The organism is Flavobacterium sp. GW823-FHT04A11, from assembly GCF_058796535.1.
The window spans coordinates 2,614,656-2,633,971 of record NZ_CM179503.1 but is presented as its reverse complement, the minus strand read 5'-3'; the positions used below and the strand labels follow the sequence as shown (position 1 = coordinate 2,633,971).

General features: G+C 34.2%; 12 protein-coding genes. 2 read left to right on the top strand and 10 right to left on the bottom strand.

Annotated features, from left to right (window positions below; translation table 11 throughout):
• Positions 1–10: 10 nt before the first annotated feature.
• Both yidD and lgt read left to right on the top strand, forming a co-directional pair.
• On the top strand, positions 11–250 hold the full coding sequence (yidD, locus tag AC3QL1_RS11245; RefSeq protein ID WP_492491383.1) for a membrane protein insertion efficiency factor YidD: 240 nt from the start codon (positions 11–13) through the stop codon (positions 248–250).
• Between the two features lie 65 nt (positions 251–315).
• Complete coding sequence (lgt, locus tag AC3QL1_RS11240; protein ID WP_492491381.1) at positions 316–1,248, top strand: prolipoprotein diacylglyceryl transferase; 933 nt, start codon at positions 316–318, stop codon at positions 1,246–1,248.
• Between the two features lie 49 nt (positions 1,249–1,297).
• Here lgt and AC3QL1_RS11235 read toward each other — a convergent pair whose 3' ends face one another.
• The 10 genes from AC3QL1_RS11235 to AC3QL1_RS11190 all read right to left on the bottom strand — a co-directional run bounded on the left by AC3QL1_RS11235 (position 1,298) and on the right by AC3QL1_RS11190 (position 19,126).
• Positions 1,298–1,912 carry an acyloxyacyl hydrolase gene (locus tag AC3QL1_RS11235; RefSeq protein WP_492491379.1) on the bottom strand — a complete coding sequence of 205 codons (615 nt, stop codon included), beginning with the start codon at positions 1,910–1,912 and terminating at the stop codon, positions 1,298–1,300.
• Between the two features lie 86 nt (positions 1,913–1,998).
• On the bottom strand, positions 1,999–4,971 hold the full coding sequence (gene secDF / locus AC3QL1_RS11230; protein ID WP_492491377.1) for a protein translocase subunit SecDF: 2,973 nt from the start codon (positions 4,969–4,971) through the stop codon (positions 1,999–2,001).
• Positions 4,972–5,198: 227 nt separating this feature from the next.
• The gene (mdh, locus tag AC3QL1_RS11225) at positions 5,199–6,134 is read right to left on the bottom strand and encodes a malate dehydrogenase (protein ID WP_492491375.1); all 936 of its coding nucleotides are present in this window, start codon (positions 6,132–6,134) and stop codon (positions 5,199–5,201) included.
• A 105-nt stretch (positions 6,135–6,239) separates the two neighbouring features.
• A complete protein-coding gene (gene gyrB, locus AC3QL1_RS11220; protein ID WP_492491373.1) occupies positions 6,240–8,180 on the bottom strand; it encodes a DNA topoisomerase (ATP-hydrolyzing) subunit B in 1,941 nt (646 codons plus the stop codon).
• Between the two features lie 417 nt (positions 8,181–8,597).
• Positions 8,598–10,214 carry an asparagine synthase B gene (gene asnB, locus AC3QL1_RS11215; RefSeq protein ID WP_492491371.1) on the bottom strand — a complete coding sequence of 539 codons (1,617 nt, stop codon included), beginning with the start codon at positions 10,212–10,214 and terminating at the stop codon, positions 8,598–8,600.
• 245 nt (positions 10,215–10,459) lie between these two features.
• Positions 10,460–12,136: an asparagine synthase B gene (gene asnB / locus AC3QL1_RS11210; protein ID WP_492491369.1), complete on the bottom strand. Its 1,677-nt coding sequence runs from the start codon at positions 12,134–12,136 to the stop codon at positions 10,460–10,462.
• 418 nt (positions 12,137–12,554) lie between these two features.
• Entirely contained in the window at positions 12,555–13,004 is a 450-nt protein-coding gene (locus AC3QL1_RS11205) for a hypothetical protein (protein ID WP_492491367.1), read from the bottom strand.
• Between the two features lie 137 nt (positions 13,005–13,141).
• Positions 13,142–14,896 (bottom strand): TonB-dependent receptor, encoded by a 1,755-nt coding sequence (locus AC3QL1_RS11200; protein WP_492491366.1) that lies wholly within the window; start codon positions 14,894–14,896, stop codon positions 13,142–13,144.
• A 244-nt stretch (positions 14,897–15,140) separates the two neighbouring features.
• Positions 15,141–16,004 carry a PhzF family phenazine biosynthesis protein gene (locus AC3QL1_RS11195; protein ID WP_492491364.1) on the bottom strand — a complete coding sequence of 288 codons (864 nt, stop codon included), beginning with the start codon at positions 16,002–16,004 and terminating at the stop codon, positions 15,141–15,143.
• A gap of 107 nt (positions 16,005–16,111) precedes the next feature.
• Positions 16,112–19,126, bottom strand: a complete 3,015-nt coding sequence (locus AC3QL1_RS11190; protein WP_492491362.1) for a tetratricopeptide repeat protein — start codon at positions 19,124–19,126, stop codon at positions 16,112–16,114.
• Positions 19,127–19,316: the final 190 nt, after the last annotated feature.

Below are 19,316 nucleotides of genomic sequence, written 5' to 3'. Positions count from 1 at the left end.
CTAATAAATCATGAAATTAATAACTCCATTTGTTTTATTAGTACGCTTTTACCAAACGGCAATTTCGCCCTTTACACCGGCAAGCTGCAGGTTTGAACCAACGTGCTCAACTTACATGATTCAGGCACTGCAAATTCACGGATTATTTTACGGAGGATATTTGGGTGTGAAACGCATTTTGAGTTGCCATCCGTGGGGAAGAACAGGTTATGATCCGGTTCCGGAAAAAAAATGTTCGCATAAACATTAACTTTAAATAAAGATTTACTCTGTTTTAAATATTTATTTTTACTATACATAAAACAATATAATTATATGACACAAGCTTTAAATATCATTTGGAATCCTTCAGAAGGAATCGATCTTGGATTTTTTATGATTCGTTATTACAGTCTAATGTTCGTAATCGCCTTTGGATTAGGATGGTTTTTAATGAAGAAAATTTTCGAACGTGAAAATGAACCTTTGGACAAATTGGATTCTCTTTTTGTATGGACGGTTTTAGCCACTTTAATTGGCGCTCGTTTGGGTCATGTGTTGTTTTATGATTGGGAATATTTTAGAAATCATTTACTGGAAATATTTTTACCGTTTAAATTCGAACCAAAATTTGAATTCACAGGGTTTCAGGGACTAGCAAGTCACGGTGCTGCAATTGCAATTATTGTTGCGATGTATTTTTACAGCAAAATGATCTTAAAACGTCCTTTATTATGGATTTTAGACCGCGTTGTAATTCCGGTTGCAAGTGGAGCTATATTTGTTCGTTTAGGAAATTTTTTCAACTCAGAAATTATCGGTCACGAAACGACTTCTGCTTTCGGGATTCGTTTTTTACACGATCAGTTTAGCAAAGGTGAAGCGGTAAATGCTACTCAAATCGCCAATCCGAAAGATGCTTACACAGCCATCGCAACAGATCCAAAATTTGCTGATTTATTAGCTCAGGTTCCGGCAAAACATCCAACACAATTGTATGAAGGGTTTTGTTACATTTTTGTATTTGCCATTTTATATTTCCTATACTGGAAAACAAATGCAAGATTACGTTCAGGATATTTATTCGGATTATTTTTAGTGCTTTTATTTTTAGTGCGTTTTATCGTAGAATTTGTAAAAGAAAGCCAGGGCGGTTTTGAAAGCGAATTAGGCTTATTCTCAACTGGACAATGGCTAAGTATACCTTTTATCATAATTGGTCTTTTCTTTATCATAAGAGCCAAAAGAAACCCTCTAGCAGCTTCTTAAAGTTAGCTTCAAAATATAAAATGCCCGATATTATTATCGGGCATTTTTTTTATAAAGAATATGAAATTCCGAATTCTATGTTTTTAGTATTATAACCGGCATTTTCGGCACCTAAACCGGCATTAGAAACATGTCGTATACTTGGCCGAATATCAAATTGCAGTTTGTCTAATCGGGCAGAAAATCCCAGCGCTAAAACATCTGCAAAAGCGAATCCATCAGACATTCGTTCTGTTTCAGTATCCGTGATCATTGGACCAATACTTCCCAATGCATAAACAGAAAACGTTTTACTAATTGGTTTTCTGACCAAAAAACCCATATTCAGAACATATTCATGGATATCTTTTAGCTTGGTATATTCTTCTCTTTTTTGCTCGAAATCAGCTGTTTCAGGTTTCACAAAATAAAAATTCAGTAATTGATGTGTTCCAAAATTTATTTCTGGCTGAACTAAAATCTCATATTGAAAATGTTTCTTTTCTTTTAATTTATAATACAATTGCAACTTATAAAAATGATTCGTAAAAGTGTAATCTTTATTGTTGAATTCACTTCCAAAACCATAATTAAACCCAATTGAAAAATGCTGCTTTTGTTCTTGTGAAGCCACATTTAATATATTAAGGAGAACAAATAAACATACAAGTAATTTTCTATCCATAAACTATTTTAAAGTTCCTTAAATATAGCACAAAAAAAAAGATCCAGCTTTCGCCGGATCTTTTTTAATATAGTTTAAGCAACTAATTATGCTTTATTATGCTTGTCTTCGATAGTGTGTTTATCATCTTTAGAAATCGTGTCAACCAATACCGGCGTTGCAATAAATAATGAAGAATAAGTACCTACAACAATACCAACTAACATCGCGAAGATAAATCCTCTGATTGATTCTCCACCGAAGATAAACATTGTCAATAATACAATGATCATCATTAATGAAGTATTCAACGTTCTTGATAATGTAGTATTAATAGAAGCGTTTACAATATCTTCAAAACTTCCTTTACGGTTTCCGATGATAAATTCTCTAATTCTATCGAATACAATTACAGTATCGTTCATTGAGTATCCAATTACAGTAAGAATTGCAGCGATAAAGTGCTGGTCCATTTCCATGTGGAAAGGCATGAATTTATAACATAAAGAGTAGATTCCTAATACGAAGATAACGTCATGCGCTACTGCTGCAATCGCACCTAATGAATATTGCCATTTACGGAAAGATACCATTAAGTATAAGAAAATAGCCGCCATTGCACCAAGAACTGCCCAGTAAGAGTTAGTTTTAATATCTTCAGAGATAGAAGCTCCAACTTTAGATTGTTGTAAAACTCCAACTGTTTTACCATTATAAGAGTTGATGAATTTATCGTAAGTTGTATTTGGATAATATTTCGCTAAAGCTTTGTATAATATCTGATTCACTTCTTCATCAACTGCTACTCCATCTTCTTTGATTTTGTATTTTGTTGTGATTTTTAACTGATCGTCATCTCCTAAAATTTTAGCTTCAACCGGAGTTCCGAAAGCAGCAGATAATTCATCCGAAACTACAGTTGCATCAACTGGTTTTTCAAATTTAACCTGGAAAGTTCTTCCTCCAACAAAATCAACACCTTCATCTAATCCGTTAACGAAGAAGATAGAAATTAAACTTACTACAACTACAATAGAAGAGAAGATATAAGTGAATTTTTTGATTTTAATAAAGTCAAAGTGGAAATTAGTAAACCAGTTTTTAGTAATATTTGTAGAGAACGTTAAATCTGCTTTTCCTGCAATATTTCTATCGATAAAAATTCTTGCGATAAAGATTGACGTAAACATAGATGTTACGATACCAATAAGTAATGTTAAAGCAAAACCTTTGATTGGTCCTGTTCCGAAGATAAATAAGATCGCTCCGGTTAAAACGTGCGTAACGTTTGCATCAATGATTGAACGCATTGCACCGTGCCATCCGTAAGATGTAGCAACAGCTTCTGCTAATGATTTACCTTCACGTAATTCTTCTTTCGCTCTTTCAAATATAATAATGTTCGCATCTACCGCAGTACCTAATGTCAATACGATACCTGCAATACCTGGTAATGTAAGTACAAAACCAAAACTTGCCATAATTCCGAATAAGAAAAGTAAGTTTAATAATAAAGCTAAGTTAGCATACCAACCTGCTTTACCATAATAGAATACCATCCATAAACAAACTAATAAAAATCCAATTACAGAAGACATTGTTCCTGCATCAATAGCAGCCTGACCTAAAGATGGCCCTACAACCGTTGACTGGATAATATCTGCAGAAGCCGGTAATTTACCTGCGTTTAATACGTTTGCTAAATCTTTAGTTTCAGCAACATCAAATGAACCTGTAATTTCAGATCTTCCTCCAGCGATTGGACCACTTGTAACTCCAGGAGCAGAATAAACGATGTTATCTAAAACAATAGCGATATAACTTTTTTGAGCAAAAGCTCTTCCTGTTAATTCTTCCCAAACTTTAGCTCCCTGACTGTTCATTTGCATAGAAACAGCTGGTTTACCCATTTGGTCAAAAGTATCTTTTGCATCAGTTACAAGACCACCATTCATAGCTGGTACATTGTCTCTGTTACCTTTTAAAGCGTATAATTCTACAACTTCAACATCTTTTTGTTTTGCATCTTTAATTGTAGTTGGTTTACTCCACACAAATTTTGCATAATGTTGGTCAGCACCCAATAAAATTCTGATGTCAGATCTTTTGAAATATGCATTTACAGTAGCTGTATCTTTTGGAGCAAAGTAACCTAAAACCGGTCCGCCGCCTTGTCCTAATATTTTATCAAATAAAGGATTGTTACCTTTTTTAGCTTCAGTAGAATCTTTAGTATCAGTTAATAAAGCATTCAATGAATCTTTAGCAACTGTTTTAGTTTCTGTAGTTTTAACTTCAGTCTTTTTTAAAGCTTCGTTTGCAGCTACTAAAAAGTTTCCGATTTCTTCTATTTTATAAGTTTCCCAAAACTCTAACTGAGCTTTTCCACCTAATAATTTTTTAATTCTATCAACATCTTTTGCACCTGGAAGCTCCACCAAGATTCTTCCTGTAGCACCCAATTTTTGGATGTTTGGCTGTGTTACACCAAATTTGTCGATACGCTCTCTTAATACTTTGTAAGCACTTTCGATAGACTCATCAACTTTTTTTCTGATTACTTTTTGCGCTTGCGCATCAGTCATTTCAAAAGCGATTCCGCCTTCTCCCTGTAAGTTTCTGTTAGCAAAAATTTCAGGAGACGCTAATTTTGTAGTTCCGTTTGAATTTGCATCAAAAGCCTCAAAAAATTTATCTAAATAACTTTTATTTCCTTCTAAATTTGCAGTTGCGTCAGCTAATGATTTATTAAAAACCGGATTTTTAGAATTGTTTGCTAATCCTTTTAAAACATCTTTAATAGAAATTTGAAGAATAACGTTGATTCCTCCTTCTAAGTCAAGACCTTTATTGATTTGCTTGTTTTTTACTTCATTATAAGTAAAATCAGTAAATCCAAGATTCAACACTTTTTCTTTTCCAATAGAATCTAAATATTTTAGCTCTTTATCAGGATTATCTCCTGCAAAAGCTTTAGCTTCACTTTTGACATTACTTGCCACATAAGTGAACGAAAGTTGGTAAATACTTACCAATGCAAATAGAATTGCGAAAAATTTAATAAGTCCTTTATTCTGCATTATTACTAAAAATTAATTATGTTTTATTGTTTGTTTTTGTTTTAAAGTCCCATAAAATAAGCCCTGACATCATTTTTCTAAAACTAAAAAACTAAATCACGAATTACCACATTTTTTTTAAATCGAGCAAATATATAATTAACGGAAAGATTAACCAATTTATTTATTAATTAATCTTAAAAAAAAGACTGCAAAAGTGCAGTCTTCTCCTTTTTTTACGGAAATATTTATACTAAAATCGATTTTAGGGCATCATTCATACCTCTAACTGCATCTGCACTTTTAGCAAATAAAGCTTTCTCCTGCTCGTTTAACTGAATGTCCAGAATCTCTTCTACACCGTTTTTACCGATGATACAAGGTACTCCAATACAAATATCGTTTTGTCCGTATTCGCCTTCTACGAAAACAGAACAAGCAATCATTTTCTTTTGATCGTTTAAAATACTATCAACCAGGTAAGCCACAGAAGCTCCTGGAGCATACCATGCTGAAGTTCCTAAAAGACCTGTAAGTGTTGCTCCTCCTACCATTGTATCAGCTGCTACTTTTTGCAAAGCTTCTTCTGAAAGAAATTCTGTTACCGGAATTCCGTTGTAAGACGCCAAACGTGTTAAAGGAATCATAGTAGTATCACCATGCCCGCCTATCACCATTGCAGAGATATCGTTTGCAGGTTTATCCAAAGCTAAAGAAAGATACGTTCTAAAACGAGAACTGTCTAACGCTCCACCCATACCAATAATTCTGTTTTTTGGTAATCCCGTAGCTTTCAAAGCCAAATATGTCATCGTATCCATCGGATTGGAAACTACTACTATTATAGTGTCTGGAGAATGTTTCAATACATTTTCGGCAACTGTTTTTACAATTCCTGCATTTATACCTATTAATTCTTCACGAGTCATTCCCGGTTTTCTTGGAATTCCTGATGTAATAACCACTACATCACTTCCGGCAGTTTTAGAATAATCATTGGTTACTCCAGATACTTTGGTATTAAAACCTGTATTTGTAGCACATTGCATAATATCTAACGCTTTCCCTTCGGCAAAACCTTCTTTAATATCCAACAACACTACTTCGCTTGCAATTCCTCTATAAGAAATAACATCTGCGCATGTAGCTCCAACATTTCCTGCTCCCACAATAGTAACTTTCATATTTTTTACTTTATCGGTTATTAATTCGTTTATTTTATAAATCGACAATTCGTTTAATTGTTTAGTAAAATTAAACAATTAAACGAATTGTAGTGTTAAAATTTATTAAGCATCGATGTTTGCGTAAACTGCATTTTTCTCGATAAATTCTCTACGTGGCGGAACTTCATCTCCCATCAACATAGAGAAAACTCTGTCAGCTTCTGCCAGACTATCGATTGTTACCTGACGTAAAGTTCTGAAGTTTGGATCCATTGTAGTTTCCCACAATTGCTCCGCGTTCATCTCTCCAAGACCTTTATAACGTTGAATAGCAGCACTTCCACCCATTCTCTCATTTGCCTGATCACGTTGAACATCGTTCCATGCGTATTCTTTTTTGTTTCCTTTTTTAACTAAGTATAAAGGCGGCGCTGCGATATAAACGTGACCTTCTTCAATCAATTCTTTCATGAAACGGAAGAAGAACGTTAATATTAAGGTAGAAATGTGACTACCATCGACATCGGCATCACACATGATGATTACTTTATGATATCTTAGTTTTTCAAGATTTAAGGCTTTACTGTCTTCTGCAGTACCAACGGTAACTCCTAAAGCGGTAAAGATGTTACGAATCTCTTCGTTTTCAAATACTTTGTGGTGCATCGCTTTCTCCACATTCAAAATCTTACCACGTAATGGCAAAATCGCCTGAAAGTTACGATCACGACCTTGTTTTGCTGTTCCACCAGCCGAATCTCCCTCGACAAGGTAAACCTCACATCTTGCAGGATCCTGCTCAGAACAATCTGAAAGTTTTCCTGGCAATCCGCCGCCACCCATAACGGTTTTACGCTGTACCATTTCACGTGCTTTTTTAGCAGCGTGACGTGCCTGAGCAGCCAAAATTACTTTCTGGATAATGATTCGCGCATCATTTGGATTTTCTTCCAAATAATTCTCTAACATTTCTCCAACTGCCTGAGAAACCGGAGAAACAACTTCTCTGTTTCCAAGTTTTGTTTTTGTCTGACCTTCGAATTGTGGTTCTGCAACTTTTACCGAAATAATAGCTGTTAATCCTTCACGGAAGTCATCTCCCGCGATTTCGAATTTCAATTTATCCAACATTCCGGATGCATCTGCGTATTTTTTAAGGGTTCTTGTCAAACCACTTCTAAAACCTTGTAAATGCGTTCCTCCTTCGTGTGTGTTGATATTATTTACATAAGAGAAAATATTCTCTGTATAACTTGTATTATAAATCAAGGCAACTTCAACCGGAATTTCACCTTTTTCGTGATCCATGCTGATTACGTGAGAAATAATTGGCTCACGGTTACCATCTAAGTAACGAATGTATTCTTTAAGACCTTCATCTGAATGAAATACTTCACTTTTGAATTCGCCTTTTTCGTCAACTTCTCTTTTATCTGTAAATGTAATCGTGATTCCTTTGTTTAAGAAAGAAAGCTCACGCATACGAGCTGATAAAGTATCATAAGAGAATTCTATTGTTTGTGTAAAGATCGTATCGTCCGGATAAAAAGTCTGACGTGTACCTCTTTTATCTGTTTCTCCGATTTGTTTAACCGGATATAATGATTTTCCTCTTTCATATTCCTGTTCGTAGATTTTACCGTCTCTGAAAACAGTAGATTTCATGTGAACAGAAAGGGCATTTACTACCGAAACCCCAACACCGTGTAAACCTCCTGAAACTTTATAAGAATCTTTGTCGAATTTACCTCCGGCACCAATCTTAGTCATTACTACCTCAAGTGCCGAAACACCTTCTTTTTTATGTAAATCAACTGGAATACCACGACCGTTATCTTCAACTGTTACCGAACCGTCTTCGTTAATTGCAACACCAATGGTATCACAATGTCCTCCCATCGCCTCATCAATAGAGTTATCAACAACCTCATAAACCAAATGATGCAGCCCTCGAACCCCCACATCTCCTATATACATCGATGGACGCATTCTTACGTGCTCCATTCCTTCTAATGCCTGAATACTATCTGCTGAATAATTGTTCTTCTTGATTTCTTCGCTCATATAATTTATTCTAAAAAATGTAATTATTGTCTAACACGCAAATATATAAAAACGCAAATTATATATCCGTTAAATTCCCATTTAAAGCACGTAAGTTATTAACATATTATCAATAAAAGTCTATAAAAAATAGTACTATCGATTTAAAATCCAATTTTTTAAATTCTAAAACCGGAAATAAAATAAATTCCAATTTTTGAAATTCTAAATCAGGTTAAATTCCAAATTTTTGAAATTCCAAATTCCAACTTGCATAACTTGAAAATTGAAATTTAAAGATTTATCTAAATGAAAAAAATCCGAAACAAACATTAAAAAATGTAGTTTCGGATCTTTATTATTTCACTCCAATTTTGGAATTTGGATTTTCAAAAATTTGGAATTTATTATGTATTCCTTTTTTGGAATTTAAAATTTCTAAACTGTAATCCCTGATTTAGAAATTTCAGTATCCGCTTTTACGTGAGCAGCATTTGCTCTTCCGCTAGGATCCAGATTTTCCTGCCATTTCGGAATCCATTTTCTAACGGTTTGTGCCGCACTAACCTGTGGATAGAATTTATGAAAAATAGAACGATATAAATAGGCTTCTTTTGTGGTTGGAGAATTGTATGGGAATTCTGCTGCAGCACCTTCTAATTGTGCATCTGTAACCTGAGTAGCACAATATTCGATCAATTCATCAATCCAGCTGTATCCTACTCCATCAGAAAACTGCTCTTTTTGACGCCACAAAATTTCTGTTGGCAAATAAGGGTTTTCAGGCGTATCGAATGCTTTTCTTAAAATGTATTTTTCAATACCATCGTACGTTTTAGGCTGTTTTTCTTCTGGCTTAATTCGGATTGTAGCATCCAGAAAATCTTTGTCTAAAAACGGAATTCTGGTTTCAATGCCATTTGCCATTGTTGATTTATCAGCACGAAGCAAATCGGCAGTAAATAATTTCTGAACTCTTTCAATAGTTTCCTTTTGAAATTCTTCTGTCGACGGTGCATTTCTAAAATACAAATGTCCACCAAAAATTTCATCAGCTCCTTCTCCGGAAAGAATGACTTTTATGCCTTTTTCTGCAATTGCTTTTGATAATAAAAACATTGGCACACTTGCTCTTACCGATATAATATCGTAAGTCTCAATATTCCAGATTATTTTTTCTAAAACTTCAACACCTTGCTGTACAGAAAAATGTATTTCATGATGTTCCGTTCCTAAAAACTCCGCTGCTTGTCTGGCCGCTTTTGCATCGGGCGCATCAGCATCTAAAGCAATAGAAAAAGATTGCAGTTTTTTGCCATTTTCTGCTGATAATCGGGATGCAATTGAAGAAAGCAAAGAAGAATCCAAACCTCCGGATAATAATACCCCGTAAGGCATTTGATTCATCAAACGTTTACGAACAGCTTCTGTAAGTTTTTCTCTGATTACTTTTAAATCCAGATCCTGATTTGCATTTTCATACTCCTCATATTCTGGCTGGTAATATTTTACAAAACCTTTTTTAGGTGTATAATAATGTCCCGGAGGAAAAGTCGAAAATGTTTTGCACTGATCTGCAATTGATTTCATTTCAGAAGCAAAATAAATTCTTCCTCTTTCATCCAAACCATAGTATAACGGCTTTACTCCCATTGGGTCTCTTCCGGCAATATAATCGTCTCCGTCGACAATTACAAAAGTCCAGTCACCGTCTAGTTTATTGCAAAAATCATGTCCAAATTCTTCATATAAATGCACAATAACCTCTGAATCTGATTTGGTTCGAAACGTATGATCTTTCAGCACTCCGTTTTTCAGTTCCTGGTAATTGTAAATTTCTCCATCATGAATTACCCAGGCATCTTTAGTTCCCTGAATGGGCTGTTTCCCCGATTGCAAATCAATTATTGATAAACTTTCGTGACAAATAATACTGCCATTTTTCAGAATTTGAAAATCACTTTCATCAGGACCACGGTGCGACATTCTTTTAGAAAGCTCTCTTACGAGTTGCGGGTCTTTTCCTTTGCCGATAACGGCTAATATTCCAGACATACGGTTGTATTTTTATTCTTATTTTTTAATAATACCAAGTGGCGTAGGTTGATTCATTTTATTTTTAGCAAAAAACTAAATTTAAAACATTTGATTGGGGAATGTCAAATATAAAAAAGAAAGTTAAATAATTGCTAATAATTTTATTTAAGTAATTGAAATATTACAATTTAACATTTACACAAGAAAAACGTCCTCAGAAACTGAGAACGTTTTTCCAATAACTAATATATAAGCAATTAAAATTAAGCTTTTTCGTAAGCGTCGTCATGCACGCTTGCAACGGCTCTTCCGGATGGATCATTCATGTTTTTGAAAGCTTCATCCCACTCCAATGCGATTTTTGTACTACAAGCCACACTTGCTTCCTGAGGCACACACAATGCTGCAGCATCACTTGGAAAATGTTCTGCGAAGATAGAACGATAGTAATATTCTTCTTTTGAAGTTGGCGTTTGCAATGGAAATTTATATTTCGCATTTGCCAATTGTTCGTCTGAAACTTCTTTTGCCACCACTTCTTTCAAAGTATCAATCCAGCTGTATCCTACTCCATCAGAAAATTGTTCTTTTTGTCTCCATGCCACACTTTCCGGCAACATGTCTTCAAAAGCTTTACGAACCACCCATTTTTCCATTGGATGTTCTTTGTTGATCATTTTATCTTGTGGGTTGATGCGCATCGCAACATCCATAAATTCTTTATCTAAAAACGGTACACGACCCTCAATTCCCCACGCTGCCAAACTTTTGTTGGCACGTAAACAATCGTACATGTGTAATTTGCCTAATTTACGAACGTTTTCCTCGTGAAATTCTCTTGCGTTTGGTGCTTTATGGAAGTATAAATATCCTCCAAACAATTCATCTGCACCTTCACCTGAAAGTACCATTTTAATTCCCATTGATTTAATAACTCTCGCCATTAACCACATTGGAGTTGAAGCTCTTACCGTAGTAACATCATACGTTTCTAAGTTGTAAATTACATCACGAACGGCATCTAAACCTTCCTGAATCGTAAATTTAATTTCGTGGTGAATTGTTCCGATATGTTTTGCCACAACCTGAGCAGCTGCTAAATCAGGAGAACCGTCTAATCCTACCGAAAAAGAGTGCAATTGCGGATACCACGCATCTGTAGTATCATCAGATTCAATACGTTTTTGTGCAAATTTTTTGGCTACAGCCGAAGTAATAGACGAATCCAAACCTCCTGAAAGTAAAACTCCGTAAGGAACATCACTCATTAATTGTCTGTGAACTGCCGCTTCAAGTGCTTCTTTAATTGCAGGAATACTTGTTTCGTTGTCTTTTACCGCATCATATTCTGTCCAGTCTCTTTTGTACCATTGTACAAATTCACCGTCTTTGCTTGTCATGTAATGTCCCGGAGGAAACAATTGGATTTTAGTACAATATCCTTCCAAAGCTTTCAATTCAGAAGCCACGTAGAAAGTTCCATGCTGATCCCAACCAATGTAAAGCGGAATAATTCCCATGTGATCACGAGCAATAAAATACTCATCTTTCTCAACATCATAAATCGCAAATCCGAAGATTCCGTTCATTTCATCTACAAAGTGTGGTCCTTTTTCCTGGTAAAGTGCCAAGATAACTTCACAGTCACTTTCAGTTTGAAAATTATATCTTCCTTCAAATTGTTTACGCAATTCTCTGTGGTTGTAAATTTCACCATTTGCTGCTAAAACCAGTTTTTTATCTTCTGTAAATAAAGGCTGTTTTCCCGAAGCCGGATCAACAATTGCCAAACGCTCGTGAGACAGAATTGCTTTTTCATTACTGTAAATCCCGCTCCAGTCTGGTCCACGGTGACGAATGATTTTAGACATTTCTAATACTTGAGGTCTTAAAGATTCTGCTTTTTGTTTCAGATCAAAGGCACATACGATTCCACACATAATTATATATTTTTATTTTTAAATTTTATTTTGATAGGGCAAAGATGCGGTATTGGTTATAATTGAAAAACATAAATATCAATTTCAGTTATAATTTTAAAGTATAATTTTGTTTTTACATATAAAATGTAAAATTTTAACTCAAAAAAAAGCCCTCAACTTGAAAATTTTAATTTTGAAGAGAAACAAAGAGGGAAATATAAGGTTTTAAAGGAATCGTTGAATGAACCTTTGTCAAAGTTTAAAACTTTGGCAAAGGCATTTATGCGCAATTAAACCCGACAGGTTTTTAAAACCTGTCGGGTTTAACGCCGCAATACATTGCGATGGGCTTCGACTCCGCTCAGCCTGACAAGATTCCGATATAACTTTGTCAAAGTTTTAAACTTTGACAAAGGTTTTATAGAAAATAGTTTATCTACAAAACACTTTCAATCGTATAATGTGTTTTATTAATTTCAAAAGTAAATCCAACTTTATTTCCCATTAAGTGAGAACCAAGAGGAGATTGTGGCGAAAGTGCAATAACATTAATTCCGTCAATAGTAATTTTAGGAAGCGCCACACTCAAATACAAATGAATTCCGTTTGCTTTTACGAGACTTCCTGAAATAATATTTTCAGTAGTTTTTGAAGCATCAATTTTATCTAAAATAGCTTTTTGGGTAATCGCTTCTTTTAGTTTATTGGTCAGTTTTTCCTGTTCGATATGCATCATGGACAAAGCGGTTTCATGTTTGTCGCCGGCAGAACCTTTTGCGTCGTTTTTAGAATCTTCCGTCAAAACCGAAATCATGTCTCTGAAAACATCAATTCGGTCCTGAACCATTTGTAAATAATAAGAATGTATTTTTTGTTTGAATTCCATAAGTTTTCTGCCACGAAGGCGCTAAGTCGCAAAGATCGTAAAAAAAAGTTAGCCACGAATTCACGAATTTAGTTAAAATTAATTCGTGAATTCGTGGATAAAAAACCTTTGTGCCTTAACGCCTTTGTGGCAATAATTTAAAAATCAAATTTATAATTTGCTCCTCCTAAAACCTGAAATCCCTGAACAGGATAATTCAGCCATTTTTCGTAAGCCTGATTTCCAATGTTATTTAATTTTAAGAAGAAAGTCAAACGATCGCTGAATTTATATCCCAAATGTGCATTGGCATCAAAATAACTTTTTAATGAAACTACTGTTGGAGTTGCCGCTAAATCTAAGTTGGATTGCATGTCTTTACGTTCTCCCACATAAAATACATTTAATCCCGCGTACCATTGTTTGGTAATATTTACATCCAGACTAGAACTCAATTTCATCGTTGGCAAATTCCACGCTTCTAACTGACCGTCTGTTTTGTAACTATTAAAAGTTCCGTTAATTCCGAAAGTAACATTTTCAGAAAAGTCAGCTTTTAATTCTCCATAAAAGCGAAACGTTCTGATGTCTTCATAAACCACTCCAAAAGAATTTCCGTATTCATAATTTTGGTTTGTTATATCATCTGTATAATCATTACTTTTAAACAAAGCTTTGTCTTTTTCATTCAAATAAGAACCTGTCACGTTATAGCTTACATTGTTTGCCAATTTACCTTTCAAACCGGCAAAAACATTGTATTGAGTGCTTGATGGTCGCATGTTTAAAGTTGGCGACAAAAACGGATTTTCGGTCACAAAATCTGCATATGAGTTTTGATTTAAACTACCGTTTACTCCCGTATAGAAAATCATTAAATCGCCTACTAATTTATACGAAGCATTTACTTTTGGATAAATGTAAAACTTGTTTCCGCTGTTCTCAGAATCCAATGCATAAAACAATCCCGCTCCTAATTCTAAAGTCCAGTCGTTTTCGTTAACTACAAAACTTGGTTCGATACCAAAATTGGTCAAACTATATTTTAAAGGTTCAGTATTGGTTTGAAAATAACTATTTTCGAAACTTCCGCTTACGTGATCGATAATCACATTGGTATTAATAGACTGATCCATTACATCAACTTTAAAAGTCGGTTTCAGATAAAAACGATTTTCAGAAGAAGAAAAACTATCCGAAAAATGTGTAAATCTTGTTGCAACTTTACTAAAAATTCCGTCTGTAAAATCGATGTTTCCACCCAAAGAAATCGTATTATAAGAATGATTTGGATTGATCTTGTCAACCAAAATAAAGTAATCCTGAGGAAGTAAGGACGAACCAAATTCTGCCGGTAAACCATACCAATTGTAAATTTGATTTTGATATCCTAAATCAATATTCCAGGACATATCACGATTATTTTGTCCGTAACCTACATTTAATGCTGTATCATAAAATTCATCATTCAAATACACATCCTTGATTCCTCCCTGAGAAGAATGGTGGCGAAACATTCCGGCAACGTAATCATTGTTTCCTAAATCCTGCGTAACAAACAATTCTGCATTTAATGTGCCATAATTTCCAACACCCAAAGTGGCGTAATTATTAAACAAACGTTCTTGTTTTGATTTATCAACTCCGGCTGCTTTTCCTTTAGAAGGCGTAAAAGTCGAGGCTACAGGAACAGACAAAATACTATATTTTATCGTTTCTTTAGCCTGATTTCCAGAATCGTCCAGCGATGGAGTTTCTTTTACTTTGTAAGCATCTGATATAGTTGGCGAATAAGGTTTTACCACATTTACAGTTTCAGTACCAATAGTTTCTTCTTTCTTTTGGGCAAATGAAAGCTGAAAAACAAACAGCAAAATCAAAATGATAGTTTTATTCTGGAAATTAATTTTCATATTTATTTTTTTTGAGAGTATAGAGAAAAGAATAAAGAGAATAGGACTTATACTAAATCTACATTTCTGTTCAATAATCTTTTTTCTTTATTCTATTCTCTATATTCTTTATTCTAAATCTATTTTCTTTATTCTATTCTCTTTATTCTATTCTCTTTATTCTATTCTCTTTATTCTATTCTCTTTATTCTTTATTCTAAGCTCGAGTTTTATTATCTAATTCTCTAATTAACTAATTTTCTAATTAAACCTCCCACTCACCTTTTGCAACAAACTGAGCGTTTCCACCTATTTGAATGTCAAAATTATTTTCAGTCAATTTTCCTTTAAAATGAATTTGTGACGGACGTCCAATATAATCTCCCTGATAATTGATTAATTCGAATTCAGGTTTGTGATATTTCAACAGAAAAGCCTGCAAACAAGTACTTGCACTTCCTGTCGCTGCATCTTCAACTAATTGATTGTGTTCGATGCACAACATTCTGCTAAACAATTTTAAACCTTCTAAATAGTAGAAATATAAACCTCTGTGCGTTGTTTTGCAATTCTTTTTCAGCCATTCATCTGTTTTATCTTTATCCAAAACCAGGTTTTCCAGAGCCCTTTTGCTGCTTAACCCAACCATGACGAAGGCACTTCCGGTGGTAACTTCCTGAATTGGAAACTGATTTTCAAAATCTTCTTTTTTCAGATTACTGAATAATGTAATATCTTCTTTTGAAAAAATATCCCAAAATTTTGGCTGTGCCGCTTTTAACCAAATCAAATCTTCAGATTGCTGAATCGGAATTTCCCCAATCGGCACATTCAGTTTTATATTTTCCGGCGAATTATCAAATATTTTATTGATCAAAACCCATGAAGTTCCAATTATCGGATGTCCGGCAAACTGCATTTCCTGAGATGGCGTAAATATTTTAATTTCTGCTTTATTATTTTCTTTATCCAGTTTGGTAACAAAAGTGCTTTCTGCAAAATTAATTTCGCGGGCAATCTTTTGCATTTCGTCTGAACTTAATTTTTCTGCATCTAAAAAAACAGCCAATTGATTTCCGGCATATTTTTTATCTGTAAAAACATCAACTATATAAAAAGGTAAACTCATTTTTTTTAAAAGATTTTAAGAGAATAGAATATAGAGAATAGACTTTCCATCTTTACTCTTACATCTATTTTCTTTATTCTATTCTCTATATTCTATTCTCTTGATTCTTATTTATTAATCGACGAATTGGTTTTAGACTCTTCCAATTTGATTGCGCTTAGCTCTCTTTTGGCTTCTTCAACCACATCAGGATAATCTGTAAAGTTGTTTATTACGTTATCCAAAATATAAGTTGCCTGGTAGCTGTCTTTTAATCCGTAGAAATTTTTCGCCATCAAAACCAAACTTTTTGCTCCGTAGTATTTATAACCGGAATAGTTTTTAGCCAGTTTTTGAACGGATACATTCGATGCATCAAACTTGCCTTCTTTGGTTTTAAAATAAGCATCATAATACAACGCTTCTGCCGCCAATTCTCCTTTTGATGTTGCAGATAATTTCGCATACGCCGCTTTTGCTTTGTCTTCATCACCAGTTTGCATTGCAGCGCGCGCCACGATAATTTGTGCATCCGATTTTACATTGGCATCGGCTTTAGCATTTTGTAATACTTTATCAGCGTAAACAACTGAATTGTCATAATTTTTTTTGTCGTAGTAACATTTCATCAAATTAGCCTGTGCAAAACTTTTATTTTGAGGATAATCTGCTTCATTTTCTAATCGAACTAAAACCGGAATCGATTTATCGCAATCTTTTGCTTTTAAGAAAATTTGCGATAATCTGGTTAATGCCTGTTCTGTAAATTCGTTTCTTGGCTGCCCAATTACATATTGGTAATTAGGTATTGATTTCGTTTCTGAACCTTCTGCATAAAGCAATTGGGCTAAATAAAAATTAGCTTCAAGCGCGTGAATTCCCGATGGAAATTTGTTTACATAACCTGTAAAACCAACGATTGCCTGCTTACTGTTATTTTGGCTGTATTGTTTAAAAGCGCCTTCGTAAGTGTCGTTATCCAAATCAACATCGGTTACGGCAACGAAGTCTAAAGTACGAACCCATGTTGCATATTCATCCACTTTTCCGGAGTCAACATAAATCAATCTTGCAGTTGAAACGGCTTCTAAGGCTTCGGGAGTTTTTGGGAATTCCGCAGCAACTTTTTTGAATTTTACCAAAGCCTGTTCATCACGATCTGAATTGTAATAAATCAAACCTTGTCTTAAAATTGATTTTGAAGTAAAGGATCCGTTTTTATATTCAGAAATTAACTGATCATAGGTTTTAATCGCCTGATCGTTCTTTTTATCCGCAACATACGTATTGGCTAATTCGAATAAAACATCATCGCGATATTCTGATTTTTTATACATCTGAAGAAAATTATTCATCTCGTCAATTTTCTTGTCATTTCTGGACATAAATCCGTAAGAAATCGCTTTTTGAAACTGCGCATAATCCGCATCAACACCTTTCGCATCGATTGCTTTCGCATACGCTTCCATCGCCTGACTGTATTTTGAAGTTACAAATCGGCAATCTCCCAAACGCAAATACGAATCGTTTAAGCGAACTTTATCTTGTTTTGAATTGTCAATTTGTGCCTGAAATGAATTAGCAGCCTGGTCGTATTCTTTCAGTTTGAAATACGTGTATCCAATATTATAATTGATGTTTTTATATTCGTCTGTTTGTTTCGCAGCAGCCAAACCGGCAAATTGTTTGTAGCTTATTAAAGCCGCCTGAAAATCATCTGTAACATATTCAGATTCTGCTTTCCAGAACGTTGCACGAGCGGTAACTTCAGGATTTTTTTGTTCTTTTACAGCACCATTAAACATTTTTAAGGCTTCAGAATAATTAGATTCATTATACAATTCCAAACCTCTGTAAAAAAGTACTTTTTGATACGCTAATTTATTTTCCGGCGTTCTGTTTTTCTCTAATAAAACCAACGCTTCTTTGTAATTTTTAGAAGAAATATAAGAGTCTACCAAAAGTTTTTCAACTTCGGCTCTGCTGGAATTGTTTGGATATTTTTTTAAGAAATCCAGTAAAATTCCCGGAACGGTTTGGTAAGCGTTTCCGATTTCATAACTTAATTTGGCGTAATTTAAAGCGGCATCTTCCTGAATTTGAGCATTAAAATCCATTTCAGAAGCATTTTTAAAAGCATTTAAAGCTTCTTGTTTTTTTCCTGTATTCAAATACGCCAAACCTAAATGATAATAGGCATTTTGTGCCACGAAATCTTTTCCTTCAATAATTTTATTGAATTGAGAAATCGCTTTTTCGTATTCTTTTTGCTCGTAATAAGCGTAACCTAACTGGTAGAAATCGGTATTATTCCATTTTCCTTTTTTTCCAGCATATTGCTCTAAATACGGAATCGCTTTTCCGTATTGCTTTAAGTTGAAATAACTTTCTCCGATAATTTTATTCAGTTCCGATTTTTCAATATCATTTGATTTGCTCATTGCAGCCTGACCCAGATCGATTGCTTTTTGGAAATTTCCAAGCTTAAAATTCATATCCGCCTGAAAATACGAAAGCTTTTCTTTGTATTTTTCTTCGCCCGAAACTTCGTCAAAATACTTCGTTGCTTCTTTATAATCATCACCTTCATAAGCCATAAAACCTAAGTAATATTTAGCTTGCGATCCAAATTCCGGCGAGTTCACTACTTTATTAAAATAAGTTGTCGCTTCTTTTTTATTTTTCGCGTTAAAATAGCTGTATCCCTTTTGGAAATTAAATTTATCCTGATCAGATTTACTCATATAGCTTTCATCAACCCTGTCAAACCATTGCAGGGCTTTTGGATAATTTCCTTGTTCAAAGAAAAAATGGGCAACTTCAATATACGCCTGATTTTGTTTGGTACTTGTTGGATAATCTTCTACAAATTTTTCCATCAGTTCATCGGCATTTGCCTGATTGGTTCTAATGGCGCAATTGGCGATATAATAGGCACAATCTGATTTGACCTCTTCTGTAGTAGCCTGATTTTTTACATATTCAAAAATATGTTGTGCCGAAGCGTATTGTTTGTCGTTATATAAAGCCAGTGCTTTGTCAAAATCCTTTAAATCGTAGGTATATATAGCTGATTTTTGTGCCGAAACTATGGTCGAAAAAAGGACAAATTGTAGTAAAAAGAACCAGGAAATTTTACGCATTTTAATTATATTTAGTATTCAAATGTATCATATTATACCGTTTATAACGAAACGTTTCGGGCTTTTATTATGAACAAAAAATTTAATAGTTGTTATTTTAAAGCTTATGACGTCTCAAAATATTGGTTTTCAAACTTTCTAAAATAAACATTTACCGGCAATAAAAAAAGGAAGATTTTCTAACTTCTTT

What these genes read in the sequence shown, in the direction of transcription:
- gyrB (WP_492491373.1), bottom strand. Translation starts at nt 8,180, where the DNA reads ATGAGCGAAGAAATCAAGAAGAACAATTATTCAGCAGATAGTATTCAG.
- lgt (WP_492491381.1), top strand. Translation starts at nt 316, where the DNA reads ATGACACAAGCTTTAAATATCATTTGGAATCCTTCAGAAGGAATCGAT.
- asnB (WP_492491369.1), bottom strand. Translation starts at nt 12,136, where the DNA reads ATGTGTGGAATCGTATGTGCCTTTGATCTGAAACAAAAAGCAGAATCT.
- AC3QL1_RS11235 (WP_492491379.1), bottom strand. Translation starts at nt 1,912, where the DNA reads ATGGATAGAAAATTACTTGTATGTTTATTTGTTCTCCTTAATATATTA.
- yidD (WP_492491383.1), top strand. Translation starts at nt 11, where the DNA reads ATGAAATTAATAACTCCATTTGTTTTATTAGTACGCTTTTACCAAACG.
- AC3QL1_RS11200 (WP_492491366.1), bottom strand. Translation starts at nt 14,896, where the DNA reads ATGAAAATTAATTTCCAGAATAAAACTATCATTTTGATTTTGCTGTTT.
- AC3QL1_RS11190 (WP_492491362.1), bottom strand. Translation starts at nt 19,126, where the DNA reads ATGCGTAAAATTTCCTGGTTCTTTTTACTACAATTTGTCCTTTTTTCG.
- mdh (WP_492491375.1), bottom strand. Translation starts at nt 6,134, where the DNA reads ATGAAAGTTACTATTGTGGGAGCAGGAAATGTTGGAGCTACATGCGCA.
- AC3QL1_RS11205 (WP_492491367.1), bottom strand. Translation starts at nt 13,004, where the DNA reads ATGGAATTCAAACAAAAAATACATTCTTATTATTTACAAATGGTTCAG.
- asnB (WP_492491371.1), bottom strand. Translation starts at nt 10,214, where the DNA reads ATGTCTGGAATATTAGCCGTTATCGGCAAAGGAAAAGACCCGCAACTC.
- secDF (WP_492491377.1), bottom strand. Translation starts at nt 4,971, where the DNA reads ATGCAGAATAAAGGACTTATTAAATTTTTCGCAATTCTATTTGCATTG.
- AC3QL1_RS11195 (WP_492491364.1), bottom strand. Translation starts at nt 16,004, where the DNA reads ATGAGTTTACCTTTTTATATAGTTGATGTTTTTACAGATAAAAAATAT.